This window comes from Pseudoalteromonas sp. '520P1 No. 423' (assembly GCF_001269985.1).
GTDB lineage: Bacteria > Pseudomonadota > Gammaproteobacteria > Enterobacterales > Alteromonadaceae > Pseudoalteromonas.
Genome location: NZ_BBZB01000001.1, coordinates 507,995 through 533,157, shown reverse-complemented (window position 1 = coordinate 533,157; position 25,163 = coordinate 507,995). Strand labels below are relative to the sequence as shown.

Genomic DNA, 25,163 nt, shown 5'->3' with positions numbered 1-25,163 from the left:
CCCCACACTCTAATACTGTTATAGTCGCACAAAAAAGCCGGTTTAAAAACCGGCTTTTTATCAATTTTATTTATACGCACTATTAAGCTCACGCATAATTATTTAGCTTTACTGAAGTACAGAGATATCAGCAATATCTAAGAATAAGTTTCTTAGTTGATTAAGCAGTGCTAATCGATTTAGTTTAACTGCTTCATCATCAGCCATCACCATTACATTATCAAAGAAAGTATCAACCGTTTCTCTGATATCAGCTAATTGAGTTAATTTCTCTGTATAGCTTCCTTGACCTAGTTGTTCAAACTTAGCTTTAAAAGATGATACAGTCTCAGCTAAAGCTTTTTCTGCATCTTCAGATAACAGCGATGCATTAACATAATCAGCTACTTCAATCTTATTTTTAGCTAAGATATTGCCAACACGTTTATTCGCTGCTGCAAGTGCTTCTGAAGAATCTAAGCTACGGAAATGACTTACCGCTTTCACACGACGATCAAAGTCGATAGGGTAAGATGGACGACGTGCTAATACAGCTTGTATAACATCAACTTGAATACCCTGATCTTGATACCAAGATCTGAATCTACCTAACATAAAGTCAAATACATCCGTTGCTACATTATCGTTGGTTAACTTATCAGCAAATAACTCTTGTGCTTTAGCTACGATCTCAAGAATGTCTAATTCTAATTCTTTTTCAACCATAATACGTAATGCACCAATAGCGGCACGACGTAAAGCAAATGGGTCTTTATCACCTTTTGGCGCTTGACCTATACCAAAAATACCGACTAACGAATCAAATTTATCAGCTAAAGCTACAGCTTGACTGATTTCATTTGAAGGTAAATTGTCACCCGAAAAACGCGGCATATACTGCTCATTTTGTGCAATAGCAACTAACTCATCTTCACCATCAAAATGCGCATAATGCATGCCCATTACACCTTGTATATCAGTAAATTCCATGACCATATCAGTCATTAAATCTGTTTTACTTAATAAACCAGCGCGTGCAGCTTTTACTTCATCAGCACCTAATTTTGTTGCAATAAATGCAGCTAATTTTGAGATACGTTCTGACTTGTCTTTTAATGTACCTAATTGCTTTTGAAACAATACGCTATCAAGTGACTCTAAACGACTCTCTAGAGTTTTCTTTTTATCAGTTTCAAAAAAGAACTGTGCATCAGCTAAGCGAGGACGAACAACTTTTTCATTACCTTTGATAACTTGCTCTGGGTTCTTACTTTCAATGTTAGAAACAAATAAGAACTTATTAAGTAATTTACCATCTTGATCTAATAATGGAAAATATTTTTGATCGTCTTTCATTGTGTAGATCAATGCTTCAGCTGGCACTTGTAAGAATGATTCTTCAAATGTCGCAACTAAAGTAACAGGCCACTCAACCAATGCAGTTACTTCTTCAAGTAAATCCTCATCCATAGCCACAACAGCGTTATTTTCTGCAGCAACAGTTTCTATTTGTTTACGTATAAGCGCTTTACGCGCTTCAAAATCGGCAATTACATATGCAGATTTTAGTGCGTCTTGTGCATCATCAGCATGATTAATTGCAATGCGTTCAGGGTGATGGAATCTGTGACCCTGTAATTCATTGTTGATATCTTTACCAAGAATATTACCTTGAATTAACTTATCACCAAACATGACAGTAACTGTATGAACTGGGCGTATAAATTGAATATTAGAAGCGCCCCAACGCATAGGTTTTGAAATAGGTAATTTAGCTAATGCTTTGCTGATAGCATCTGGTAATAGCGCATCTACTGCTTTACCCGTTACTTTAGCTTTATGTAATAACCAAGCACCTTTTTCTGTTTCATAACGTTCGGCATCGGCAACATCAATACCACAACCACGTGCCCAACCTTGAGCCGCTTTAGTCGGATTACCATCGGCATCAAATGCAGCTTTAACTGCTGGTCCACGTTTTTCAACAATTTTGTCTGCTTGTGTTGCAACTAAATCAACAATTTTAATGCCTAAACGTCGTGGTGATGCATACCAAGTAATAGCTGTATTATCTAACTCTAACGCTGTTAGTTCAGCTTTGATATTAGTAGCAAAAGCTTCTGCTAATGTACGTAATGATTTTGGTGGTAACTCTTCAGTACCAATTTCAATTAATAAATTTTCAGTTGTCATATCATTACGCTCCTTTCTTAGTATTTGTCTTATCTTTACAAAGTGGGAAGCCTAACGCTTCTCGTGCAGCATAATAGCTTTCTGCACAGGCTTTAGATAATGCTCTTACACGTAAGATATAACGCTGACGTTCAGTTACAGAGATAGCATGACGAGCGTCTAACAAGTTAAATGCATGAGATGCTTTCATCACTTGCTCGTAGGCTGGTAATGGTAAATTTGCTTCAATTAGTTTTTGGCTTTCTGCTTCACAATGATCAAATTCAGCAAATAAAGCTGGTACATCAGCATGCTCAAAATTGTAAGTTGATTGCTCCACTTCATTTTGATGAAAGATATCACCGTATGTCACTGTGCCTAATGGACCATCAGTCCAGATCAGATCATAAATACTATCTACGCCTTGAATATACATAGCTAGACGCTCTAATCCATAAGTGATTTCACCGGTTACTGGTGTACACTCTAAACCACCTACTTGTTGGAAGTAAGTAAATTGTGATATTTCCATACCATTTAACCACAACTCCCAACCAAGGCCCCAAGCACCTAATGTTGGTGATTCCCAGTTGTCTTCAACAAAACGCACTTCATCAGTTAATGTATCAATACCGATTACAGCTAATGAGTCTAAATATAATTGCTGGATGTTTTCAGGTGATGGTTTTATCACTACCTGAAATTGGTAATAATGTTGTAATCTATTTGGATTATCACCATATCGACCATCAGTGGGTCTGCGACATGGTTGAACATATGCACTTGCCATTGGCTCTGGGCCAATTGATTTCAAGAATGTGAATGGATGAAATGTTCCAGCACCAACTTGCATATCTAATGGTTGAGCGATTACACAACCTTGTTGTGCCCAATATTCCTGTAAAGCCAGGATTAAACCTTGAAAGGTTTTAGTATCATGTTTTGTATTTTGCATAGTGGATTTATTCGTTTCTTTTAGCGGTCATATGTCGATAATTCCTACAAGTATACCCGTATTAAATCTGCTACGCACCTTTATTAAAGCCACTCATACCAATTTATATTGATGCTTATGATAATATTTAATTTGTTTTTTATGACTGACTCAACTCAATCATTTTGGTGCAAGTCCTATGAATTAATTTATTATATTTAAGGCATAAAAAAAGAGACTGTTTAGTCTCTTTTTTATAATTCATATTATGCCACTAGTGGCAAAATGATATATCAGGATTATACGTCTAAATTAACAACGCGTAGTGCATTCTTCTCAATGAACTCACGTCTTGGTTCAACATGATCACCCATTAATGTAGAGAACAACTGATCTGCTGCAATCGCATCTTCAATAGTTACTTGTAACATACGACGAGACTCAGGATCCATTGTAGTTTCCCATAATTGACTAGGGTTCATTTCACCTAATCCTTTATAACGCTGTATATATAAACCACGTTTAGATTCAGCCATTAACCAGTCTAGTGATTCAACAAAAGTAGTGACTTCTTTTGTTTTCTCACCACGTTGGATATAACCACCTTCTTCAATTAAGTTAGCAATATTCTCGCCTGTAACTTTAATTTTGTCGAAATCAGCTGATGTGATGAAGTCATAGTTAAATACATAATCTTTATCGATACCATGTTGACGAATAGTGACAACAGGTAAAGTTAAATGACGCTCTTCATCTTCAATAGTATTTGCAGTAAATATTGTAGCATCAGTATCATTTTCAATTAAATCTGTAACAAATGACTCAATCCATTTAGTAACTATAGTTGAATCTTTTAAATCATCCGCAGTAATTTCAGATTGATATACTAACCTTTCCATTACAGTTAATGGATATTTACGAGATAAACGTTCAATAACAGTTGAAGTATTTTGGAAGTCTTTAACTAAGTTTTCCAAGCCAACGCCATTAATAGCTGGCGCACTATCGTTTACATATAAAGAAGATCCATCTAACGCTAACGTAGTTAAGTACTCAGTTAATGCAGGATCATCTTTAATATATCTTTCTTGTTTGCCTTTTTTAACTTTATATAAAGGCGGTTGAGCAATATAAATATAACCACGCTCAACAATTTCTGGCATTTGACGATAGAAAAAAGTTAACAGTAATGTACGAATATGAGAACCATCGACATCGGCATCTGTCATGATGATGATTTGATGATAACGTAAGTTTTCTGGGTCATACTCATCACGACCAATACCACAACCTAATGCAGTGATTAATGTTGCCACCTCTTGTGAAGATAACATTTTATCAAAACGGGCTTTTTCAACATTCAGTATTTTACCTTTCAATGGTAAAATAGCTTGGTTTTTACGATTTCTACCCTGCTTAGCTGAACCGCCAGCAGAGTCTCCTTCCACTATATATAGTTCAGATAATGCAGGATCTTTTTCCTGACAATCAGCAAGTTTACCTGGTAAACCAGCTAAATCCATAGCACCTTTACGACGCGTCATTTCACGTGCTTTACGAGCTGCTTCACGAGCACGAGCAGCATCAATAATTTTCATTACAACTGTTTTTGCTTCATTTGGGTGCTCTAATAAATATTCAGCTAGTTTTTCACCCATAGCTTGCTCTACTGCAGATTTAACTTCTGATGAAACCAGTTTGTCTTTTGTTTGTGAAGAAAACTTAGGGTCTGGCACTTTAACTGATATAACAGCTGTTAAACCTTCACGAGCATCATCACCTGTTGCATTGCTGGTGGTTTTAGCTTTTTTATTAAAACCTTCTTTTTCCATGTAGTTATTTAATGTACGTGTTAAAGCACCACGGAAACCAGCTAAATGAGTTCCACCATCTCGTTGTGGAATATTATTTGTAAAACAGTATATGTTCTCTTGGAAACCATCATTCCATTGCATAGCAACTTCAACAGAAATACCATCTTCTTCACGGTGTGTTGTAAAGTGAAAAACTTCTTTATGTACAGGTGTTTTATTAGTATTTAAATATTCTACAAATGATTGAATACCACCTTCATATTTAAAGTGTTCACGCTTATCTTCAACACGTTCATCAATTAAGATAATGCTCACACCTGAATTCAGGAATGATAATTCACGAAGACGTTTAGCTAAAATATCAAAGTGGAAATTAATATTTGTAAACGTTTCTTCACTTGGCCAAAAACGTAATTCAGTTCCTGTTTTTTCTGTATCACCAACAATTGCTAATGAAGCATCCGGCACGCCATGAGTATATGTTTGCTCATGAATATGACCACCACGATGAACTGTCACTTTTAATTTAGTAGATAAAGCATTTACTACTGAAACACCTACACCGTGCAAACCACCAGATACTTTATAAGAGTTATCATCAAACTTACCACCTGCATGTAATACAGTCATGATAACTTCGATTGCAGAAACACCTTCATCTTCATGTATTTCTGTTGGAATACCACGACCATTATCACTTACTGATACAGAGTTATCAGGGTGTATTTTTACAAAAATATCATCACAGTGACCAGCTAAGGCTTCATCAATAGAGTTATCAACAACCTCAAATACCATATGGTGTAGGCCAGAACCATCATCTGTATCACCAATGTACATTCCAGGACGCTTTCTTACAGCATCCAATCCTTTTAGTACTTTTATACTCGACGAGTCATAATTTTCAGACATGCTTTAATTCCACTCAATTTGTTATTAGTTTGCCATGTTTCACGTGGAACATTTCTAGTTTTCGCTTCATTGGTTCCACCACAGCTGAAATACTGTCAGATTCAATAGCCGTTATAAATATTTGAGAATCGCATTGAGCAAGTAGTTTGCCCACCTTTCCTCGCGTATCTTCGCCTAGCTCTGAAGGTAAATCATCTATAAGTAATATTGACTGTTTATTTGTTTCAGTCTCTATAAGGCTATTCTGTGTTACTTTTAATGCATACAACAAAAGCTTTAATTGTCCGCGAGAAAAATAGTTCTCGACACTAGTACCATCCACAGAGAAGCTAAAATCAGCTTTATGCGGTCCTCTACTAGTAAAACCTTGTTTTAAATCTCTTTCAAAATTTTCAGATAAAATATCAGTTAATTCATTAGTCGATTTCCAGCCTGGATTAAAGTCTAAGCTGATGTTTTCCACTAAATCTAAATCAACACATATTTTATCAAAAAACTGCGTCTTAAACCTATTTATATACGATAAACGTAGATTATTTATGCTGACTGACAGTCTAACAAATTCTTTATCCCAAAACCTAATTTCATCAAAATAGTTTTTAGGTTTTTGCTTTAATAATGCATTTCTTTGTTTCAGTATTTTATTAAAGGATTGCCATAAAGAAAAAAACTGATGTTCCACGTGAAACAATCCAAAATCTAAGAATTTTCGACGTTCTTTTGGGCCACCAAAAAATATAGAATAACTTTCAGGAGTGATAACTTGGACTGGTATCAGTTGTGCTAGTTCAGATACTTTTCGAGAAGACTTCCCTTGTATCTTAAGGTTTGTTTCACCAGCCTGACTTTTACTCAGACCAACAGGAATAGATAAGTTATTTACAGATTTCTTGCCATGAATAACAAATTCATTTTGCTGTTTTTTAATGATGTTTTTGTGTTTAGCTGTACGAAAAGATTTACCATGAGACAAATAATAAATTGATTCTAGTAAACTGGTTTTACCGCTACCATTGGCACCATAAATTAGATTTACCCCGTCCACAGGTGAAAGAGATAAATCTTCAATATTTCTAAAATTTTTAACTGTTAATAGCTCTAGCGACATATTAACTTATAAATAGCGTAATAATTAATTCCAAATTGATTCATTATCTATTATTACAATCGCATTGGCATAACAACGTACATCGCTTCAGAATCACCACAACCTTCAACTAATGCACTACTATTTGAATCCAATAATGTAAAACTCACATCGTCAGTTTTAAGTGTATTTAAAACATCTAAAACATACGATACATTAAAACCAATTTCTAAATCTGGACCATCATAAGACACTTCAACAACTTCTTCCGCTTGCTCTTGCTCTGGGTTATTAGCGCTTATTTTTAATTGGCCAGCTGAAAAGTTTAGTCTTACCCCTCTAAACTTCTCATTAGATAAAATAGACACGCGCGCAAATGCCGAGCGTAACCACTCTCTATTAGCTGTTACTATTTTGTCTCCGCCTCTGGGGATAACACGACGATAATCAGGAAAGCGGCCATCAACTAACTTACTGGTAAATACAAATTCTTGATCTAAAATACGAACATGATTTGCACCAAATTGAATCGTTACTAATGCATCATCACTATTCATTAAACGCATAATTTCTTGCACCCCTTTTCTTGGGATGATTAATTGTCTTTGCGTATTTAAAGATTGTGATAAAGTTTTTTGTGCTAACGCCAATCTGTGACCGTCTGTTGCTACGGTTTTTATTTCAGTATTATCAACTTCAAAAGACATACCATTTAAATAATACCTCACATCTTGGTTAGCCATAGAAAAGTGCGTACTTTCCAGTAGCTTTCTAAGCTCTAGACGTGTTAATTGAAATTCAACTTCACCATCCCACTCTTCTAAATTAGGAAAATCATCCGCTGATAAAAATGCTAATGAAAAACGGCTTTTTCCAGATTTAAGAATGATTTGACTTTCTTTTAGAGATAAAGAAATGTCAGAACCGTCAGGTAAACTCTTACAAATATCTAAAAGTTTTTTTGCAGGCAAAGTCAGTTTATTATCTTCAACAGTTTGATCTAACATCACACTGGCAACTAATTCTATTTCTAAATCAGTACCAGTCATAGATAGTTTGCCATCTTGAACTTCTAGCAAAACATTAGATAATATTGGCAATGTATGTTTGCGCTCTATTGCACCAGATACTTGCACCAAAGGTTTAAGAAATTGATCTCTTGAAATTGTTATTTGCATTTTAAATCTAACCCTACGATGAAAGTGTTCTGATCAAGTTTTGGTAATCTTCTTTTATTTCATGGCTTTCTTCTCTAAGAGATTTTATTTTACGACATGCATGTAATACAGTTGTATGATCTCTACCACCAAAAGCATCCCCAATCTCAGGTAAGCTATGATTAGTTAACTCTTTAGATAGTGCCATTGCCACTTGTCGTGGTCTTGCGATTGAACGCGTACGTCTCTTTGATAATAAATCAGATACACGTATACGATAGTATTCAGCAACTGTACGCTGGATATTATCTATTGTTACTAATTTATCTTGCAGTGCTAATAAATCTCTCAATGCTTCTTTAACAAAGTCGATTGTAATTGGGCGACCAGTAAAATTAGCATTTGCAATTACCCTATTCAATGCACCTTCAAGCTCTCGCACATTAGATCTTAATCTTTTAGCAATAAAAAATGCGACTTCTTCAGGTAATTTAATCTGACTTTGCTGTGCTTTTTTCATTAAAATAGCAACACGCGTTTCTAGCTCAGGTGGCTCAATCGCAATTGTTAAACCCCACCCAAAACGAGATTTTAACCTGTCTTCAACGCCATCAATTTCTTTAGGATAGCGATCAGATGTCAATATAATTTGTTGATTACCTTCTAATAACGCATTAAAAGTATGAAAGAACTCTTCCTGAGAACGTTCTTTATTAGCAAAGAATTGAATATCATCTATTAATAATGCATCTACGCTACGGTAGTAACGCTTAAACTCTTCAATTGCATTGTTTTGTAATGCACGCACCATATCTTGAACAAAGCGCTCAGAGTGCATATAAACAATTTTAGCATCAGGCTTATTAGCAACGATGCCATTACCTACAGCATGCAATAAATGCGTTTTACCTAGACCTGTGCCACCATATATAAATACAGGGTTAAAAGCCGTGCCAGGATTATCTGCTACCTGAACTGCAGCCGCTTTTGCCAATTGATTTGATTTACCTTCAACAAAGCTATCAAAGGTATAGGTATCTTTTATATTCGCTTTTGGAAACGATTTAGGTGCCGGTTCAACAACTTCAGGTTTCTTTTCTACTTTACGAGATTTACTAGCAGCAGGTTCTTTTGCTTCTACCGCTGTTTGCCCTTCTTGAGCAGGACTTGGCACAGCAGGCTTAGTGCCACTGCCAACACCAAAATGTAATTTAGGTGCCTCATCGCCACAAATCTCTATTAATAATTCATTGATCCTATTTAAGTATTTATCACGAACCCAATCCAAAACAAAACGATTAGGTGCAAAAATAGTTAAAGTATCTTCTGTACTCTCGGCTTGTAATGGACGTACCCACATACTAAATTGCTGTGAAGGTAACTCATCTTGAAGCACATATAAACAACTTTGCCAAACAGACAGATACACGGCTAACTCCTAAAGGCGGAAAACATTCCCGGTCATCATAAAAGAGGAAATATTATGATAAATATATAAAAACACGCCATTATGAATCGACTTATCCACAAGTTCAAGAATGATTTATAAATATTTTAAAAAAACCACCACAATAACACCTAACTATATGTTTTTATTATTTATATTTTTTATAATATGTTGTGTATATTTTTATAATTTTTATTATGTTCTTTTGATCATCAACCGATCTAATCACTTTTTCCAAAGCTTATAAGCAAACTATAAATAACAACTGTGGAAAACTATTTTTAAACTGCTATATGTAGTAAAGATCACTTCATTTGGAAACGATAAAAAATCCAGATCCTGATCTTTAAAATTTTACAAATTGAAAATACCAAGCCAGATCACACAAAAAGATCTCGCAATGATCTTTAATTTTTTATACATATAATAAGTACCATATAAAGGTATGCACCAAGCGATTTAATACCTACCTTATATAGATAGTAAAATTAAAAATTTGACCTTTATCATTCAATTAATATGCAATATAAAGATAAATTACAAATTGGCGGCTTAAATAGCGCTTTTATATTGACTTTGAGTGCGACCCTCTATAACATCTCGCGCTCGCAATGGCACCTGTGCCAGGATCGCGACCTGCATAGGATGTTTTTAACTTAAACCGATCGGAAGTAATAAAATGAAAAGAACTTTTCAACCAAGTGTACTAAAACGTAAACGTAGCCACGGATTCCGTGCTCGCATGGCAACTACAAATGGCCGTAAGCTAATTAATCGCCGTCGTGCGAAAGGCCGTAAAGTACTTTCTGCTTAATATGGTGGAAAGCTTTGGCTTTGGTAGGGAGTTACGTCTGTTAACTCCCTCGCATTATTCAAGAATCTTCAATGAGCCTGTTCGGGCTGCAACTAACTGTTTCACACTGTTAGCAAAACCTAATGATGTATCTACTCCTCGCTTAGGCTTAACTGTAGCCAAAAAACGCGTAAAAAAAGCCTGTGATAGAAATCGTATAAAACGCCTTGCACGTGAAAGCTTTCGACTTAGCCAACATAAACTAGATAACATTGATATTGTATTAATGGTTAAAAATGGTTGTGAATTACAAGACAACGAAGAACTAACCAAACAATTAAATAAAATGTGGCTAAAACTTAACGAAAGATGTAAACCTGGCGCACCAAAACCAGCACCTTTTAAGAAACGTCCTCGAAATCAAAAAAAACCTAAATCTAAAACGAAATAACACTGCTCTAACTAGATAGAATTGGTATTAAAAGCCGTTTTAGGGTATCTTTAGCCTACCTTTTATCCATGCCATTTAGTGAATAAATTTTAGTGAACAAACATTATACTATCTGTAATATAAATTTATATAATTAACAATAAGTTATGAATATAATTTTGCTATTACCTAAAAAAATATTAATGCTACTTATTAAAGGTTATCAAAAATTTATAAGTCCATTTTTAGGATCTAATTGTCGCTTTAATCCAACTTGCTCCAGTTATGCAATTAATGCAATTGAATTACATGGTTCAGTTAAAGGAAGTTGGCTTACGCTAAAACGCATAATAAAATGTCATCCCTTACATTCAGGCGGAGATGATCCTGTGCCTGGCAATCCCATTAATCTAAAAGACGAGAAATAAGAGCTGTTATGGAATCTCAACGCACGTTTTTATTTATCGGTTTGATACTTGTATCATTTTTATTATTTCAAGAATGGAATAATGATTACAATCCAAGTCAACAAATCGAGCAAAGTGCCAATAAAAATCAAGTAAATAACCAATCGAATGGAACAAATCAAAGTAATGATGGTAATTTTGTACCTTCATCATCTGACGATTCCATACCAAGCCAAATCGCACAAGTAAGCCGCTCTGTGATCTCTATTGAAACTGATGTTTTTACAGTGAAAATAGATTCAAAAGGTGGTGATATTATTGAAGCGAACCTTTTGGCTTATCCTACTGTGCAACATGGCGATACAGCTTATAAATTATTAGGCGAAATCGACGGTCAGTATTTCTCTCAAAGTGGTTTAATAGGTAAAAGCGGTCCAGATGCAAATCCTAAAGGACGTCCAGTTTATGCAAGTGAGCAAACTGCTTATGTATTAAATGGTGATGAACTAAGAGTCCCACTTTCTTTCACTGATAAAAATGGTGTGCAATTTGTTAAGACTTATATATTCAAAAAAGGCCAATATGATGTTGGTTTAGAATATGTAGTAAATAACAATACGAGCGAGAATGTATCTGTACAGCTATATACACAAGTTAAGCATACTGTTGCAGAAAAAGGCAGTTTAACAGATCAAACTTACTTAGGTTTTGCATACGGAACAGCTGAAGATAAATATAACAAATATGACTTTTCAGATATTGAAGAAAAAAATATCAATATAAATGAAACGGGTGGTTATATTTCATTTATCCAACATTACTTTGTAAGTGCTTGGGTACCAAACCAAGACGAGCAAAATAATATATATACGCGTATGCTTTCTGGTAATGCGGCAATTATGGGTATTAAAGGCCCGCAAGTAAATGTACCTGCAAATACCAACCATGCTATTACATCAACTTTTTATATGGGGCCTAAAGATTCTGAAGCGTTAGAAGCTTTGCATGAAGACTTAGATCTAACAGTTGATTACGGTATATTATTCTTTATTTCTCAGCCTTTATTCACATTGTTAAAATGGTTATTTAGCATATTAGGTAACTGGGGTTTTGCAATTATCGCTATTACAATCATAGTTAAAACATTGCTATACCCTCTTACAAAAGCGCAATATACTTCAATGGCTAAAATGCGTAATCTTCAACCTAAGATTGCAGCTATGAAAGAGAAATACGGCGAAGATAAACAAAAGTTTGGCCAAGCTATGATGGAAATGTACAAAAAAGAGAAAGTTAACCCAGCAGGTGGTTGTTTCCCTCTTTTACTACAAATGCCAATTTTCTTAGCATTATTTTATGTTTTCTTAGAATCTGTAGAACTACGTCATGCTGAATTTGGTTTATGGCTAACTGATTTATCAGCAATGGACCCATACTTTATTTTGCCAATATTATTTGGTGTAAGTATGTTTGTAACTCAAAAACTACAACCTATGACTGCAACAGATCCAATGCAGCAAAAGATGATGATGTGGATGCCTGTTATCTTCTCAGTATTCTTTCTATGGTTCCCATCAGGTTTAGTACTTTACTGGTTAGTATCAAATGTTATTTCGATTATTCAAATGCTGATTATTTATAAAGGCATGGAAAAGAAAGGCATTAAAGTTAAAAGCTAAATTAGCTTTTACATGTAAAAAGGCGACTTAGGTCGCTTTTTTTATGCCTAAATAATTATTTGAATCACATCTATTGTCAATTTTATACAACAATTTAAACCTCTTTGAATACTCAAATCTCTTTCATAAATATATCATTTATTAATACGCTTTTATTTTAACCAATGAAGTTGGGCTAATAGATATGCGTCGCAGATATATCTGTTATACAATTAGCCTATTCTTACCTAATCAATAGAATTCATATCAAATAATGGAAAATCAAGAAACAATCGCAGCTCAAGCAACAGCCCCAGGCCGTGGCGGTGTTGGTATTATTCGCGTATCAGGCTCACTCGCCCGTGAAGTAGCAAATAAAGTATTAGGTAAGTGCCCAAAAACACGTTTTGCTGAATATTTACCTTTTAAAAATCTAAAAGGTGATGAGCTAGACCAAGGCATTGCACTGTTCTTTGAAGGTCCCAATTCATTTACGGGTGAAGATGTACTAGAACTACAAGGTCATGGCGGCCCTGTATTGCTCGATATGATACTCAAAGAGATTTGCCAAATAAATAAAGTACGTATTGCTAAACCAGGTGAATTTTCAGAACGTGCATTCTTAAATGATAAAATGGATTTAACGCAAGCTGAAGCTATTGCTGACTTAATTAATGCAAATTCAGAGCAAGCAGCACAAAGCGCCCTACACTCCTTACAAGGCCAGTTTTCAAAGCATATCAATAAACTTGTAGAGCAAGTTATACATCTGAGAATGTATGTTGAAGCTGCGATAGATTTCCCTGAAGAAGAAATTGATTTTTTATCTGATGGTAAAGTCTCTGGTGATTTAAATGCGATTATTACACAATTAAATGAAGTCACCTCGCAAGCGAAACAAGGTTCTATTATGCGCGAAGGTATGCGCGTAGTAATAGCTGGTAGACCAAATGCAGGTAAATCAAGCTTATTAAATGCTCTAGCAGGTAGAGACGCAGCAATCGTAACAGATATTGCAGGTACCACGCGTGATGTGCTTAGAGAGCATATACATATAGATGGTATGCCATTGCATATAATTGATACCGCAGGTTTAAGAGAGAGCCCAGATATAGTTGAGCAAATAGGTATTGAGCGCGCATGGGATGAAATAAAACAAGCTGATCGTGTTTTATTTATGCTTGATGCGACAGATACAGATGAAACTGATCCCCATCAAATTTGGCCAGAGTTTATTGATAAATTACCTGAAAAAATGGAAATTACAGTGATCCGAAATAAGGTAGATTTATCAAAAGAGCAAGTTGGTTCACAAGAAGTTAATAACCAAACTGTTATCAATTTAAGTGCTAAAAATAATGCTGGTATTGATTTAGTAAAAGATCATTTAAAACAAATAATGGGATATAAAGGCGCCATCGAAGGTGGATTTATGGCTCGCAGACGTCATTTAGAAGCTTTAAATCATGCAGCTGAACATCTAGAAATAGGCCAAACTCAATTAGAATTACACATTGCTGGAGAGTTATTAGCTGAAGAACTGAGATTAACACAACAATATTTAAACGAAATTACAGGTGAATTTACATCTGATGATTTACTCGGTCAGATATTTAGCTCATTTTGTATTGGTAAATAAAGTTAATTCTGCAAATTTACTGGTAATAGCTACGCTTTATTAATCAAATAATAAAGCGTAATAGCTCCATTTCATATATCAATTCACGATCATCAATAACCAAATCAACAATAAACTCCCCTAATAACATATAAATTAAATACTAATCTGAAGATAAAATTGAATCTCTATAAGTTGATTAGGGCCTAAATTTGCAAATTATTAGAAGATCTATAAGTGATTAATAACATTAAAGCCACGTATTTCAAGGCGCTTTATAAGTAAAACAAGCCGATCTAATCGCCAAGTTCTCATCTCATTTATACGCCCATGACGTACTGCATAGCCAATTTTTGATTGCTTATTGATCCCTAATAGATGATACTTATCGGGCTGCTGGTGAGACTCTTGAGCAAAAACTTCATTGATCCCACCCGCCTCAACCAAGCGTATAAACTCCCCTTCCTTGATTTGATGAAAAATAACACTCATACAAAACACCATAATAAACATTACATTTTGTCATTATGTAATCTAATTGATCTATAAACTAGTTAATTCTTGGTTCAATAATGAAATAAATCTATTTTTTACCTATGAATAGATCATAAATTGGATTTTTTTCAATTTTTTTTATATCAATTAGATCTAATAAAATATTTTTAAGATCTAAAAACTAGATCTTAAAAAGCGATCCATCAAAATTTTATAGTAGATCTATCCACAAAAGAGATCAGCGTTGCAAATTCACATAGATCGAATGCAAAAAAATCTCTTAGATCGGTTGTTCGGATAAGTTTTAATATAAAATAACTCCATATGTATAAAAAAGATCACTTTAATGACAAATTAATAACGAGTTTCCCCAAGTTTATCAACAAGATGATCTCATAATGAACAACTTAAAATTAAAAATATATCCTTTTAAAACAGAATCTTAACGAACTAAAATCTTAAATGTGTCAAAAAACAACCAAAACGAATAAAATTATATACACAGTCGATCTATCAGATTAATTAAAAATAAATTATGATCATATAAAGACAGTAAAATCGAATGGTAAACAGATGATGATAAATAAAGAAATTCACATCATAGTAGGCAGTCAGATGGGATCATCTGAATATGTAGCTGATCAACTAAGTGAAGTATTAGTTAATAAAGGTTATACATGCCAAGTTCACGAACAACCCAACTTAGAACACATTCCTTCAAGCAATGTAATATGGTTACTTTGCACATCAACTCATGGTGCTGGAGAGTTTCCTGATAATTTACAAGAGTTTATAACTTCTTTAAACGAAAAAAACAACTTAGATGACTTAAGCTATAGCGTAATTGGCTTAGGCGATACAAGCTATGATAACTACAATAAAGCAGCAAATGATGTAGATTCTCTATTGAAAACCAAAAATGCAAAACAAATCAGCCAGGTTTTAGAGATCGATGCTATGGATGAAAATTTACCAGAAGACATTGCGATCGCATGGTTGCCTAGTTGGTTAAACGCAATTTCTATAAATGAGCAATAAGATCTCATATCAATAGGTTATACACAATATATCACTGTTTTAGATCGTACTGTTGATAACCTTTGATCAACATGCGTATATAGGGGGTATTATCCACTGGATAAAATTAAAGACAATCATCTCTGTGGATAAACAAGCCTTTTGATCAGAGCTTTTACATAGGAAGATCCGATCATACTAACAAATAAGATCTGCTCCAAGTAACTGAACTAATAAAAGAAAAGTGACTTATATACAGAAAATTGGCTCTATAGTAGTAAGATCTAATAAAGATCTCTTTAAAAGATCCTTTATTTATATAAGATCTTTAAAAGGATCCTGAATAAAAAATAACCATTTCACTTCTTTAAAATTCTAGGTAGAATACGCTCCCTTTTGAAAATTGATGGCTTATTGGAGTAGGATCGTTAGATGATTTTTCATGAACATTTTGATGTAATTGTTGTAGGTGGTGGACATGCAGGTACAGAAGCTGCACTAGCATCTGCAAGAATGGGTATGAACACATTACTGTTAACTCAAAATATAGATACCTTAGGTCAGATGTCATGTAATCCCGCTATAGGTGGTATTGGTAAAGGACATTTGGTAAAAGAGATTGATGCTTTAGGCGGAGCAATGGCGAAAGCGATTGACAAAGCAGGTATTCAATTTAGAACGCTTAACTCATCTAAAGGCCCAGCAGTTAGAGCGACAAGAGCTCAAGCTGATCGCGCTCTTTATAAAGCTGCAATCCAAGATATTTTAGAAAGCCAAGAAAATTTAAAAATATTCCAACAATCATGTGATGACCTTGTTGTTGAAAACGATCGCGTAACAGGTGTTGTTACACAGATGGGCTTAAGATTCTCAGCTGGATCAGTTGTTTTAACAGTAGGTACTTTCCTTGGTGGCCGTCTACATATTGGTCTTGAAAACTTTAGTGGTGGTCGTGCGGGTGATCCGCCTTCAATAGCACTTGCTAATCGTTTACGTGAATTACCATTTCGAGTTGATCGTTTAAAAACAGGTACACCACCTCGTATAGATGCACGTACTGTTGATTTCTCTGTTATGCAAGAACAACCTGGTGATACACCGACTCCAGTGTTTTCATTTATGGGTAAACAATCAGACCATCCTAGACAGATTCCGTGTTATATCACTTATACAAATGAAAAAACACATGATGTGATCCGCGATAACTTAGATCGCTCACCTATGTATGCAGGCGTGATTGAAGGTGTTGGCCCACGTTACTGTCCTTCGATTGAAGATAAAGTGATGCGTTTTGCAGATAAAGATCAACATCAGATCTTTGTTGAGCCTGAAGGTTTAACATCAAACGAACTTTACCCTAATGGGATCTCAACAAGCTTACCATTTGACGTCCAAGTTCAAATTGTTAGATCAATGAAAGGTTTCGAAAATGCACATATATGTCGACCTGGTTATGCAATCGAATATGATTTCTTTGATCCAAGAGATTTAAAGAAATCTTTAGAGACTAAATTTATTGAAGGTTTATTCTTTGCAGGCCAAATAAACGGTACTACTGGTTATGAAGAAGCGGGTGCGCAAGGTTTAATCGCTGGATTAAATGCTGCGTTGAAAGAGCAAGGTAAAGAATCTTGGACACCGCGTCGCGATGAAGCATATATGGGTGTATTAATAGATGACCTAGCTACTATGGGTACAAAAGAACCATATCGTATGTTTACTAGTCGTGCTGAATACCGTTTATTATTAAGAGAAGATAATGCTGATATTCGACTAACTGAAAAAGGTCGCGAACTAGGTTTAGTTGATGATGCTCGCTGGCAGGCATTCAATGAAAAGATGCAAGCGATTGAAGTGGAAAGCCAAAGACTAAAAAATACTTGGATCCATAAAGAGCATGAACAAATTGATGCTGTAAATGATCTACTTAAATCATCTTTATCAAGAGAAGCGAGTTTAGAAGATCTGATCCGCCGTCCTGAAGTTAATTATAAAACTTTAACTCAGATCCCAGATTTAGGATCTGAAGTTGAAAACCAGCAAGCATTAGAACAAGTTGAAATCCAAATAAAATACGCGGGATATATCGCTCGTCAGCAAGAAGAGATAAATAAACAACTTCGTCACGAAGAAACTTTATTACCTGCTGATTATGATTATTCAATTGTTTCAGGTTTATCTAATGAAGTTGTTTCTAAATTAACTGATGCAAGACCACAAACAATTGGCCAAGCATCGCGAATTTCTGGTATCACACCTGCTGCTATATCACTATTACTGGTATACTTGAAAAAACAGGGCCTGATTAAAAAAATGGCTTAGTAAAATTTGTTATCCCTAATGGCACTCATTAGGGATATTTTTTATGTTATATATAAAACGTAACTTAAAATTCATTATTTGATAGTAATATCAGTATTGAATACAAAATATGCAATTAAAGGTATCGTGTGTTATTAGAACAATTAAATAAATTACTCGCGCAAACATCTATTGAATTAACTGATGAGCAAAAATTAAAATTAGTAAAATATGTTGAACTGTTAGATAAGTGGAATAAAGCTTATAACTTAACTTCAGTGAGAGAGCCTTCTCAGATGATGGTGAAACATATTTTAGATGCGCTAGTTGTTGCACCTCATATTAATGGTAAAAATTATATTGATGTTGGAACTGGACCTGGACTCCCGGGAATTGTTTTAGCAATCGCATTACCAGATACACAATTTATTTTGTTAGACAGTTTAGGTAAACGTGTTAGATTCTTAACTCAAGTAAAACACGAACTTGGTTTATCTAATGTGACGCCTGTACAATCAAGGGTTGAAGAATATCAAGCTCCGGTAAAATTAGACGGCGTTTTAAGTCGTGCTTTTGCTTCAATACAAGATATGGTTCAATGGTGTGAACACTTAATTGACGATTCAGGTAAATTTATTGCCCTTAAAGGTCAATATCCTGATGAAGAACTTGCATCTTTGCCTGAAAATATTAAATTTGAAGAAAATATAATACTTGAAGTTCCTGGATTAGATGCGCAAAGGCATTTAATTATTTTAAATAAAGCACAATAAAAACTTAATCAGGGGATACTGTGGCAAAAGTTATCGTCATTGCTAACCAAAAAGGTGGTGTTGGTAAAACGACCACTGCGGTTAATTTAGCTGCTTCGATGGCAGCAACAAAGCGAAAAGTATTATTAATTGATTTAGATCCTCAAGGTAATGCCACTATGGGTAGTGGTGTTGATAAGTATGCGGATGTTTCAACCGTGTATGATTTACTGGTTGATGAAAAACCATTTGATGAAATCGTAGAGAAAGAAACGTCTGGTGAATACCACTTAATTCCAGCTAATGGTGATGTCACTGCCGCTGAAGTTAAATTGATGGAGTTGTTTGCCCGCGAAGTTAGATTAAGAAATGCATTAGAGTTAATAAAAGATCGATATGAATTTATTTTTATAGACTGTCCGCCATCTCTTAATATGTTAACAGTCAATGCAATGACTGCAGCCGATTCAGTACTTGTACCGATGCAGTGTGAATATTATGCATTAGAGGGACTAACTGCATTAATGGACACGATCACCCAATTATCAAAACTGGTTAATCCTGATTTGAAAATTGAAGGTATTTTACGAACCATGTATGATCCACGAAATCGTTTAGCCAATGATGTATCTGAACAACTAAAACAACATTTTGGCGAAAAAGTTTACCGAACTGTCATTCCTAGAAATGTAAGATTAGCAGAGGCCCCAAGTTTTGGTGCGCCCGCTATGTATTATGATCGCACTTCTACGGGCGCTAAAGCATATTTAGCATTGGCAGGTGAAATACTTAGACGTAAAGAACAGGTCGAAGTTGCATAATATTTTAAGGTAGTAAATCACAATGTCTGCAAAAAAACGTGGTCTTGGTCGAGGCTTAGATGCCTTATTAACATCAAGCAAACCTGCTGTAGCTAAAACAGCACAGACATCAATCGATCCGGTTGAAATCACACAAAATTTAGAAAAAAGCGAATTGAAAAAGTTACCAATTGAGTTTATCAAACCTGGTAAATACCAACCGCGTAAGGATATGTCGGAACAAGCGCTTGAAGATTTAGCGTGTTCAATTCGCTCACAAGGTGTGATCCAGCCAATTGTGGTACGTGAATTATCTACTGACAGCTATGAAATTATTGCTGGTGAACGTCGTTGGCGTGCAGCACAGCTTGCAAGTTTAGAAGTGGTTCCTTGTTTAATTAAAAATGTTCCTGATGAAGCTGCTGTTGCTATTGCTTTAATTGAAAATATTCAACGTGAAGATCTTAATGCAATGGAAGAAGCCGTTGCATTAGATAGGTTACAAAATGAATTTGAATTAACACATCAACAAGTTGCCGATGCAGTTGGTAAATCTCGTACAACTGTTACAAATTTAATGCGTCTGAATAATTTAAATGAAGATGTTAAAAAATTGTTGGAACATGGTGACTTGGAAATGGGTCATGCCCGTTGTCTTTTAGCACTTGAAGGCAGTTTACAATCTGACACTGCTCGCACTGTTGTAGCTAAAGTGTTAACGGTTCGTGAAACTGAAAAATTAGTTAAATCAGTATTAGACCCCGCTTCTAGGAAAGAAACTACTGAAAAAGATCCTGATGTTAAACAGCTTGAGCAGCAACTAGCTGAAAATTTGGGTGCTAAAGTAGATATTAGCTACAATAAAAAAGGAAAAGGTAAGTTGGTTATTTCATATACTGACTTAGCTGAGCTTGATGGTATTTTAGAAAAAATTAACACTCAAAATAATTAATTTTCATTCTAAATGCCTGAAGATAGACTTAAAAATAACTTAAGCCTATCTTCAAAGTTTGATAAGAAAATGAGATGTTTTTTTTAAGTTAAATTTAGTTTCCATTTTATTTTTATTCATAATGTTTAAATATCTATAACACCTCATAAAATCTAAGATAAAACCCCACTATCTATGTCATTCTTCCATTGCAAAATCGGCAGGAATCAGTATAATTTCGCCAGTTTTTGTATATTGATGTTTAATAATAAAGCAAAGGTTTGAATTAAATGAATAATAAATTATCCAAACCTTATCAGCTCGCTGGATTAAAGCTTATTGGATTTCAATTTACAGTAGCTGTTTTTGCTACATTAATAATTTCTATAATTTGGGGGTCTTCGGCGGCTTTATCTGCATTTGCAGGTGGCATGGTAGCTGTACTTCCTAATTTTGTATTTGTCTTATATGCCTTTCGTTTTGTCGGAGCTAGTAAGATGGATCAGGTGTATAAATCGTTTAAACGAGGCACCAGTTTAAAATTTATGTTAACCATTGTGTTGTTTGTATTGATATTTAAAACTATAACCATAGTGCCTTTGGCATTATTTGGCTGTTTTATACTTGTTAATTATTCACAATGGTCTTCAGCGATTTTTTTTAATCATTAACTTTTGGGATAAAACATGGCTGCAGAAGAAGTTTCTCTATCAGGCCATATTCAGCATCACTTAACTAATGCAAAAATGTGTTCGACCGATACCGGTTTAGCATTTAATAAAGCATGTAGTGACAGTGGGTTCTGGACATGGCACATAGACACCTTAGCATGGTCAATCGGTCTTGGCTTGCTATTTTTATGGGTATTTAAAAGCGCTGCTAGTAAAGCAACGTTGGGTGTACCTGGAAAATGGCAATGCTTTATCGAAATGGTCGTCGAATTTGTTGACTTAAACGTGAAAGACACTTTTCATGGAAAAAGTAAATTAATAGCACCTCTAGCTCTAACTATTTTTGTTTGGGTGTTCTTAATGAATCTGATGGATTTAATTCCTGTAGACTTTTTACCTGCTTTAGCCGGTTTCATTGGTTCTAGCGCATTTGGTATGGATTCTCATGATGTTTACATGAAAATTGTACCTACAACTGATATCAACTTAACAGCTGCTTTAGCTATTGGTGTTTTCTTATTAATGATTGGTTATTCAATCAAAATAAAAGGCATTCAAGGCTTTATCGCTGAATTAACTTTGCACCCTTTCAGCTCAGATAATAAGCTGGTGCAAGTTTTATTGATACCTTTTAATCTGTTACTTGAAACAATTGCTTTAGTTGCTAAGCCATTCTCGTTAGCACTTCGTTTGTTCGGTAACTTATACGCTGGTGAGTTGATATTCATCTTGATCGGCGCGGTTGGCTTAATGCAATTACCATTGCACTTTATTTGGGCAATATTCCACATCTTAGTAATCGTGCTTCAAGCATTTGTATTCATGATGTTGACGATTGTTTACCTAAGTATGGCAAGCTCAGATAACCACTAATTTTTTGTTTTACAATTTAACTTTAACTTTAACTTTAATTTACAATTAAAACTCTGGAGAAAAAAAATGGAACTAGTATTAGGTCTTAAGTATATCGCTGTAGCTTTACTTATCGGCTTCGGCGCAATCGGTACTGCGATTGGCTTCGGTAACATGGGTGGTAAATTCCTAGAAGCATGTGCTCGTCAACCTGATCTTGCACCTTCACTGCAAGTTAAAATGTTTATTCTTGCTGGTCTGATCGATGCTGTTGCAATGATCGGTGTTGGTATCGCAATGGTATTGTTGTTCGTACTTTAATTTCATTTTTTGAACAGCATACTATTTAAGGAGGAGCGGACGTGAACTTAAACGCCACTCTATTAGGTGAATTAATTGCATTCGTAGTGTTTGTATGGTTCTGCATGAAGTTTGTGTGGCCACCACTAAATGGTGCAATTGAAGCTCGTCAGAAAAAAATTGAAGATGGTTTAGCCGCTACAGATAAAGCTGAAAAAGATTTAGAACTTGCTCGTAACAAAGCAACTTCTCAACTTAAAGAAGCTAAATCTCAAGCTGCAGATATCATCGAGCAAGCTAAAAAACGTGCTACGCAAATCGTTGATGAGGAAACTCAGCGCGGTCATGAAGAACGTGAAAATATTATTGCTCAAGGTCATTCAGAAATTGAAGCCGAAAGAAATCGTGTAAAAGAAGACCTGCGCAAGCAAGTTGCTTCTTTAGCGGTACTCGGTGCTGAAAAGATCATTGAGCGCGAAATAAACGAAGCTGCACACAGTGACATTGTTGAAAAACTTGTTGCTGAGCTGTAATTGGAGGTCTGAGTATGTCTGAATTGACTACTATCGCTCGTCCTTACGCTAAAGCAGCTTTTGAATTTGCCGTTGAGAAACAAACTGTTTCTGATTGGAATGACATGTTGGTATTTGCTGCGCAAGTTGCAAATAACCAACAGGTTAGTTCTTTTATCGCAAACAAAGCGGCAGAGGAACAAGCAAATATTTTTATTTCTGTTTGTGCTGAGCAAATCAACGAATACGGGCAAAACTTAGTAAAAGTTTTAGCCGAAAACGGGCGTTTAGCTGCGCTACCAGAAGTTGCTGAATTATTCACTGAATTTAAAGCTGAATATGATAAAGAAATTGATGTTGACATCATTTCTGCAGCTGAGCTTGCAGAAGCTCAACTAGCAACATTGGTTAGCGCGTTAGAAAAACGTTTTTCACGTAAAATTAAGCTGAATTGTAGTGTTGATGAAACACTTGTTGGTGGTCTTATTGTTAAGGCTGGTGATAATGTAATTGATGGCTCACTACGCGGTAAATTAAACCGTTTAGCCACAACACTACAATCGTAATTAGGAAGAAAGAGCATGCAACTTAATTCCACTGAAATTTCAGAACTAATCAAACAACGTATTGAGAAGTTCGAAGTTGTTAGTGAAGCTCGTAACGAAGGTACTATCGTATCTGTTACTGACGGTATTATCCGTATTCATGGCCTTGCAGACTGTATGCAAGGTGAGATGATTGAGCTTCCAGGTAGCCGTTACGCTATCGCACTAAACCTTGAACGCAATTCAGTAGGCGCCGTAGTAATGGGCGCTTATGCTGATTTGAAAGAAGGCGTAAAAGTATTATCTACTGGCCGTATCCTTGAAGTACCTGTAGGTCCAGGTTTACTTGGTCGTGTTGTAAACACACTAGGTGCTCCGATCGATGGTAAAGGCGCAGTAGACAACGATGGTTTCGAACCAGTTGAGAAAATCGCACCAGGCGTTATCGAACGTCAATCAGTAGATGAGCCAGTTCAAACTGGTTACAAATCTATCGATGCGATGATCCCAGTAGGTCGTGGTCAACGTGAACTTGTAATCGGTGATCGCCAAACAGGTAAAACTGCTTTAGCAATCGATGCAATCATTGCACAAAAAAATACTGGCGTTAAATGTGTATACGTAGCAGTAGGCCAAAAGGCTTCTACAATTGCTAACGTAGTACGCAAGCTAGAAGAGCATGGCGCTCTAGAGAACACGATTGTTGTTGTTGCTTCAGCTTCTGAATCAGCTGCGCTTCAGTTCCTAGCACCATTCTCTGGTTGTACTATGGGTGAATACTTCCGTGACCGCGGTGAAGATGCATTAATCGTATATGATGATCTGTCTAAGCAAGCAGTTGCTTACCGTCAAATCTCATTACTACTTAAGCGTCCACCAGGTCGTGAAGCGTACCCAGGTGACGTTTTCTACCTTCACAGTCGTCTTCTTGAACGTGCATCTCGTGTAAACGCAGATTACGTTGAAAAATTCACTAACGGCGCAGTGAAAGGTAAAACAGGTTCATTGACAGCATTGCCTATCATTGAAACTCAAGGTGGTGACGTTTCTGCGTTCGTACCTACTAACGTTATCTCTATCACTGATGGTCAGATCTTCTTAGAAACTGATTTATTTAACTCAGGTATCCGTCCAGCTGTAAATGCTGGTATCTCGGTATCTCGTGTTGGTGGTGCAGCGCAAACTAAGATCGTTAAGAAACTAGGTGGTGGTATCCGTCTAGCGTTAGCTCAGTACCGTGAGTTAGCGGCATTCTCTCAGTTTGCATCTGATCTTGATGATGCAACTCGTGCTCAATTAGAGCATGGTGAGCGTGTTACAGAGCTTATGAAGCAAAACCAGTATGCTCCAATGTCTGTTGCTGATATGTCTCTATCACTATTTGCTGCTGAAAAAGGTTACTTACAAGATATCGAAATCGAAAAGATTTTAGATTTTGAAGCAAGCCTAATCGCATTTGCTAATAGCGAATACGCACAGTTAGTGGCTCAAATTAACGAAACAGGTAACTATAACGCCGAGATCGAAGCACAGCTTAAAGAACTTCTTAAGAAGTTTAAAGCTACGCAAACTTGGTAAT

The 25,163-nt window shown here is 35.5% G+C and carries 23 protein-coding genes; 16 read left to right on the top strand and 7 right to left on the bottom strand.

Going from position 1 to position 25,163, the window contains the following annotated elements; translation table 11 throughout:
* Positions 1-108 precede the first annotated feature (108 nt).
* The 6 genes from glyS to dnaA form a co-directional block, all read right to left on the bottom strand.
* Positions 109-2,172, bottom strand: a complete 2,064-nt coding sequence (gene glyS / locus PSA_RS02465) for a glycine--tRNA ligase subunit beta (RefSeq protein ID WP_042147688.1) — start codon at positions 2,170-2,172, stop codon at positions 109-111.
* Positions 2,173-2,176: 4 nt separating this feature from the next.
* The gene (gene glyQ / locus PSA_RS02460; RefSeq protein WP_042147691.1) at positions 2,177-3,106 is read right to left on the bottom strand and encodes a glycine--tRNA ligase subunit alpha; all 930 of its coding nucleotides are present in this window, start codon (positions 3,104-3,106) and stop codon (positions 2,177-2,179) included.
* Between the two features lie 278 nt (positions 3,107-3,384).
* Complete coding sequence (gene gyrB, locus PSA_RS02455; RefSeq protein WP_042147694.1) at positions 3,385-5,811, bottom strand: DNA topoisomerase (ATP-hydrolyzing) subunit B; 2,427 nt, start codon at positions 5,809-5,811, stop codon at positions 3,385-3,387.
* A 13-nt stretch (positions 5,812-5,824) separates the two neighbouring features.
* The gene (gene recF, locus PSA_RS02450; protein ID WP_042147697.1) at positions 5,825-6,919 is read right to left on the bottom strand and encodes a DNA replication/repair protein RecF; all 1,095 of its coding nucleotides are present in this window, start codon (positions 6,917-6,919) and stop codon (positions 5,825-5,827) included.
* Positions 6,920-6,972: 53 nt separating this feature from the next.
* Positions 6,973-8,076, bottom strand: coding sequence for a DNA polymerase III subunit beta (gene dnaN, locus PSA_RS02445; RefSeq protein WP_042147701.1), 1,104 nt, complete (start codon positions 8,074-8,076; stop codon positions 6,973-6,975).
* Positions 8,077-8,089: 13 nt separating this feature from the next.
* Entirely contained in the window at positions 8,090-9,484 is a 1,395-nt protein-coding gene (gene dnaA, locus PSA_RS02440; protein WP_042147703.1) for a chromosomal replication initiator protein DnaA, read from the bottom strand.
* A gap of 697 nt (positions 9,485-10,181) precedes the next feature.
* Here dnaA and rpmH point away from each other — a divergent pair.
* From rpmH to mnmE, 5 genes are all read left to right on the top strand, one after another.
* The gene (gene rpmH / locus PSA_RS02435) at positions 10,182-10,316 is read left to right on the top strand and encodes a 50S ribosomal protein L34 (protein WP_042147707.1); all 135 of its coding nucleotides are present in this window, start codon (positions 10,182-10,184) and stop codon (positions 10,314-10,316) included.
* Between the two features lie 4 nt (positions 10,317-10,320).
* Positions 10,321-10,746, top strand: a complete 426-nt coding sequence (rnpA, locus tag PSA_RS02430; RefSeq protein WP_042147830.1) for a ribonuclease P protein component — start codon at positions 10,321-10,323, stop codon at positions 10,744-10,746.
* A 146-nt stretch (positions 10,747-10,892) separates the two neighbouring features.
* Positions 10,893-11,153 carry a membrane protein insertion efficiency factor YidD gene (gene yidD / locus PSA_RS02425; protein ID WP_042147709.1) on the top strand — a complete coding sequence of 87 codons (261 nt, stop codon included), beginning with the start codon at positions 10,893-10,895 and terminating at the stop codon, positions 11,151-11,153.
* 8 nt (positions 11,154-11,161) lie between these two features.
* Complete coding sequence (yidC, locus tag PSA_RS02420) at positions 11,162-12,811, top strand: membrane protein insertase YidC (RefSeq protein ID WP_042147712.1); 1,650 nt, start codon at positions 11,162-11,164, stop codon at positions 12,809-12,811.
* Positions 12,812-13,064: 253 nt separating this feature from the next.
* The gene (gene mnmE, locus PSA_RS02415; protein ID WP_042147714.1) at positions 13,065-14,429 is read left to right on the top strand and encodes a tRNA uridine-5-carboxymethylaminomethyl(34) synthesis GTPase MnmE; all 1,365 of its coding nucleotides are present in this window, start codon (positions 13,065-13,067) and stop codon (positions 14,427-14,429) included.
* A gap of 210 nt (positions 14,430-14,639) precedes the next feature.
* Here the strand turns inward: mnmE and PSA_RS02410 are convergent, their stop codons facing one another.
* Positions 14,640-14,900, bottom strand: a complete 261-nt coding sequence (locus PSA_RS02410; protein ID WP_042147717.1) for a hypothetical protein — start codon at positions 14,898-14,900, stop codon at positions 14,640-14,642.
* Positions 14,901-15,476: 576 nt separating this feature from the next.
* Here PSA_RS02410 and mioC point away from each other — a divergent pair.
* The 11 genes from mioC to atpA all read left to right on the top strand — a co-directional run bounded on the left by mioC (position 15,477) and on the right by atpA (position 25,162).
* Positions 15,477-15,941: an FMN-binding protein MioC gene (mioC, locus tag PSA_RS02405; protein ID WP_231665211.1), complete on the top strand. Its 465-nt coding sequence runs from the start codon at positions 15,477-15,479 to the stop codon at positions 15,939-15,941.
* A gap of 411 nt (positions 15,942-16,352) precedes the next feature.
* Entirely contained in the window at positions 16,353-18,242 is a 1,890-nt protein-coding gene (gene mnmG / locus PSA_RS02400; RefSeq protein WP_042147720.1) for a tRNA uridine-5-carboxymethylaminomethyl(34) synthesis enzyme MnmG, read from the top strand.
* 128 nt (positions 18,243-18,370) lie between these two features.
* Positions 18,371-18,994, top strand: coding sequence for a 16S rRNA (guanine(527)-N(7))-methyltransferase RsmG (rsmG, locus tag PSA_RS02395; RefSeq protein ID WP_042147723.1), 624 nt, complete (start codon positions 18,371-18,373; stop codon positions 18,992-18,994).
* A gap of 20 nt (positions 18,995-19,014) precedes the next feature.
* Positions 19,015-19,794, top strand: a complete 780-nt coding sequence (locus PSA_RS02390; RefSeq protein WP_042147726.1) for a ParA family protein — start codon at positions 19,015-19,017, stop codon at positions 19,792-19,794.
* 22 nt (positions 19,795-19,816) lie between these two features.
* A complete protein-coding gene (locus PSA_RS02385; RefSeq protein WP_042147729.1) occupies positions 19,817-20,725 on the top strand; it encodes a ParB/RepB/Spo0J family partition protein in 909 nt (302 codons plus the stop codon).
* A 269-nt stretch (positions 20,726-20,994) separates the two neighbouring features.
* A complete protein-coding gene (locus PSA_RS02380) occupies positions 20,995-21,375 on the top strand; it encodes an ATP synthase subunit I (RefSeq protein ID WP_042147732.1) in 381 nt (126 codons plus the stop codon).
* 15 nt (positions 21,376-21,390) lie between these two features.
* A complete protein-coding gene (atpB, locus tag PSA_RS02375; RefSeq protein ID WP_042147736.1) occupies positions 21,391-22,248 on the top strand; it encodes a F0F1 ATP synthase subunit A in 858 nt (285 codons plus the stop codon).
* Between the two features lie 66 nt (positions 22,249-22,314).
* Positions 22,315-22,548 carry a F0F1 ATP synthase subunit C gene (gene atpE / locus PSA_RS02370; RefSeq protein ID WP_042147739.1) on the top strand — a complete coding sequence of 78 codons (234 nt, stop codon included), beginning with the start codon at positions 22,315-22,317 and terminating at the stop codon, positions 22,546-22,548.
* 41 nt (positions 22,549-22,589) lie between these two features.
* Positions 22,590-23,060 carry a F0F1 ATP synthase subunit B gene (atpF, locus tag PSA_RS02365; protein ID WP_042147741.1) on the top strand — a complete coding sequence of 157 codons (471 nt, stop codon included), beginning with the start codon at positions 22,590-22,592 and terminating at the stop codon, positions 23,058-23,060.
* Positions 23,061-23,074: 14 nt separating this feature from the next.
* On the top strand, positions 23,075-23,605 hold the full coding sequence (gene atpH, locus PSA_RS02360) for a F0F1 ATP synthase subunit delta (protein ID WP_042147744.1): 531 nt from the start codon (positions 23,075-23,077) through the stop codon (positions 23,603-23,605).
* Positions 23,606-23,620: 15 nt separating this feature from the next.
* On the top strand, positions 23,621-25,162 hold the full coding sequence (atpA, locus tag PSA_RS02355) for a F0F1 ATP synthase subunit alpha (protein ID WP_042147747.1): 1,542 nt from the start codon (positions 23,621-23,623) through the stop codon (positions 25,160-25,162).
* Position 25,163 lies beyond the last annotated feature (1 nt).

Excerpts from the sequence above, each read along its gene's own strand:
- atpH (WP_042147744.1), top strand. The coding sequence starts at position 23,075 with ATGTCTGAATTGACTACTATCGCTCGTCCTTACGCTAAAGCAGCTTTT.
- recF (WP_042147697.1), bottom strand. The coding sequence starts at position 6,919 with ATGTCGCTAGAGCTATTAACAGTTAAAAATTTTAGAAATATTGAAGAT.
- rpmH (WP_042147707.1), top strand. The coding sequence starts at position 10,182 with ATGAAAAGAACTTTTCAACCAAGTGTACTAAAACGTAAACGTAGCCAC.
- glyQ (WP_042147691.1), bottom strand. The coding sequence starts at position 3,106 with ATGCAAAATACAAAACATGATACTAAAACCTTTCAAGGTTTAATCCTG.
- mnmG (WP_042147720.1), top strand. The coding sequence starts at position 16,353 with ATGATTTTTCATGAACATTTTGATGTAATTGTTGTAGGTGGTGGACAT.
- mnmE (WP_042147714.1), top strand. The coding sequence starts at position 13,065 with ATGGAAAATCAAGAAACAATCGCAGCTCAAGCAACAGCCCCAGGCCGT.
- yidD (WP_042147709.1), top strand. The coding sequence starts at position 10,893 with ATGAATATAATTTTGCTATTACCTAAAAAAATATTAATGCTACTTATT.
- atpE (WP_042147739.1), top strand. The coding sequence starts at position 22,315 with ATGGAACTAGTATTAGGTCTTAAGTATATCGCTGTAGCTTTACTTATC.
- dnaN (WP_042147701.1), bottom strand. The coding sequence starts at position 8,076 with ATGCAAATAACAATTTCAAGAGATCAATTTCTTAAACCTTTGGTGCAA.
- gyrB (WP_042147694.1), bottom strand. The coding sequence starts at position 5,811 with ATGTCTGAAAATTATGACTCGTCGAGTATAAAAGTACTAAAAGGATTG.
- yidC (WP_042147712.1), top strand. The coding sequence starts at position 11,162 with ATGGAATCTCAACGCACGTTTTTATTTATCGGTTTGATACTTGTATCA.
- PSA_RS02385 (WP_042147729.1), top strand. The coding sequence starts at position 19,817 with ATGTCTGCAAAAAAACGTGGTCTTGGTCGAGGCTTAGATGCCTTATTA.
- glyS (WP_042147688.1), bottom strand. The coding sequence starts at position 2,172 with ATGACAACTGAAAATTTATTAATTGAAATTGGTACTGAAGAGTTACCA.
- PSA_RS02380 (WP_042147732.1), top strand. The coding sequence starts at position 20,995 with ATGAATAATAAATTATCCAAACCTTATCAGCTCGCTGGATTAAAGCTT.
- atpA (WP_042147747.1), top strand. The coding sequence starts at position 23,621 with ATGCAACTTAATTCCACTGAAATTTCAGAACTAATCAAACAACGTATT.
- mioC (WP_231665211.1), top strand. The coding sequence starts at position 15,477 with ATGATGATAAATAAAGAAATTCACATCATAGTAGGCAGTCAGATGGGA.
- atpB (WP_042147736.1), top strand. The coding sequence starts at position 21,391 with ATGGCTGCAGAAGAAGTTTCTCTATCAGGCCATATTCAGCATCACTTA.
- PSA_RS02410 (WP_042147717.1), bottom strand. The coding sequence starts at position 14,900 with ATGAGTGTTATTTTTCATCAAATCAAGGAAGGGGAGTTTATACGCTTG.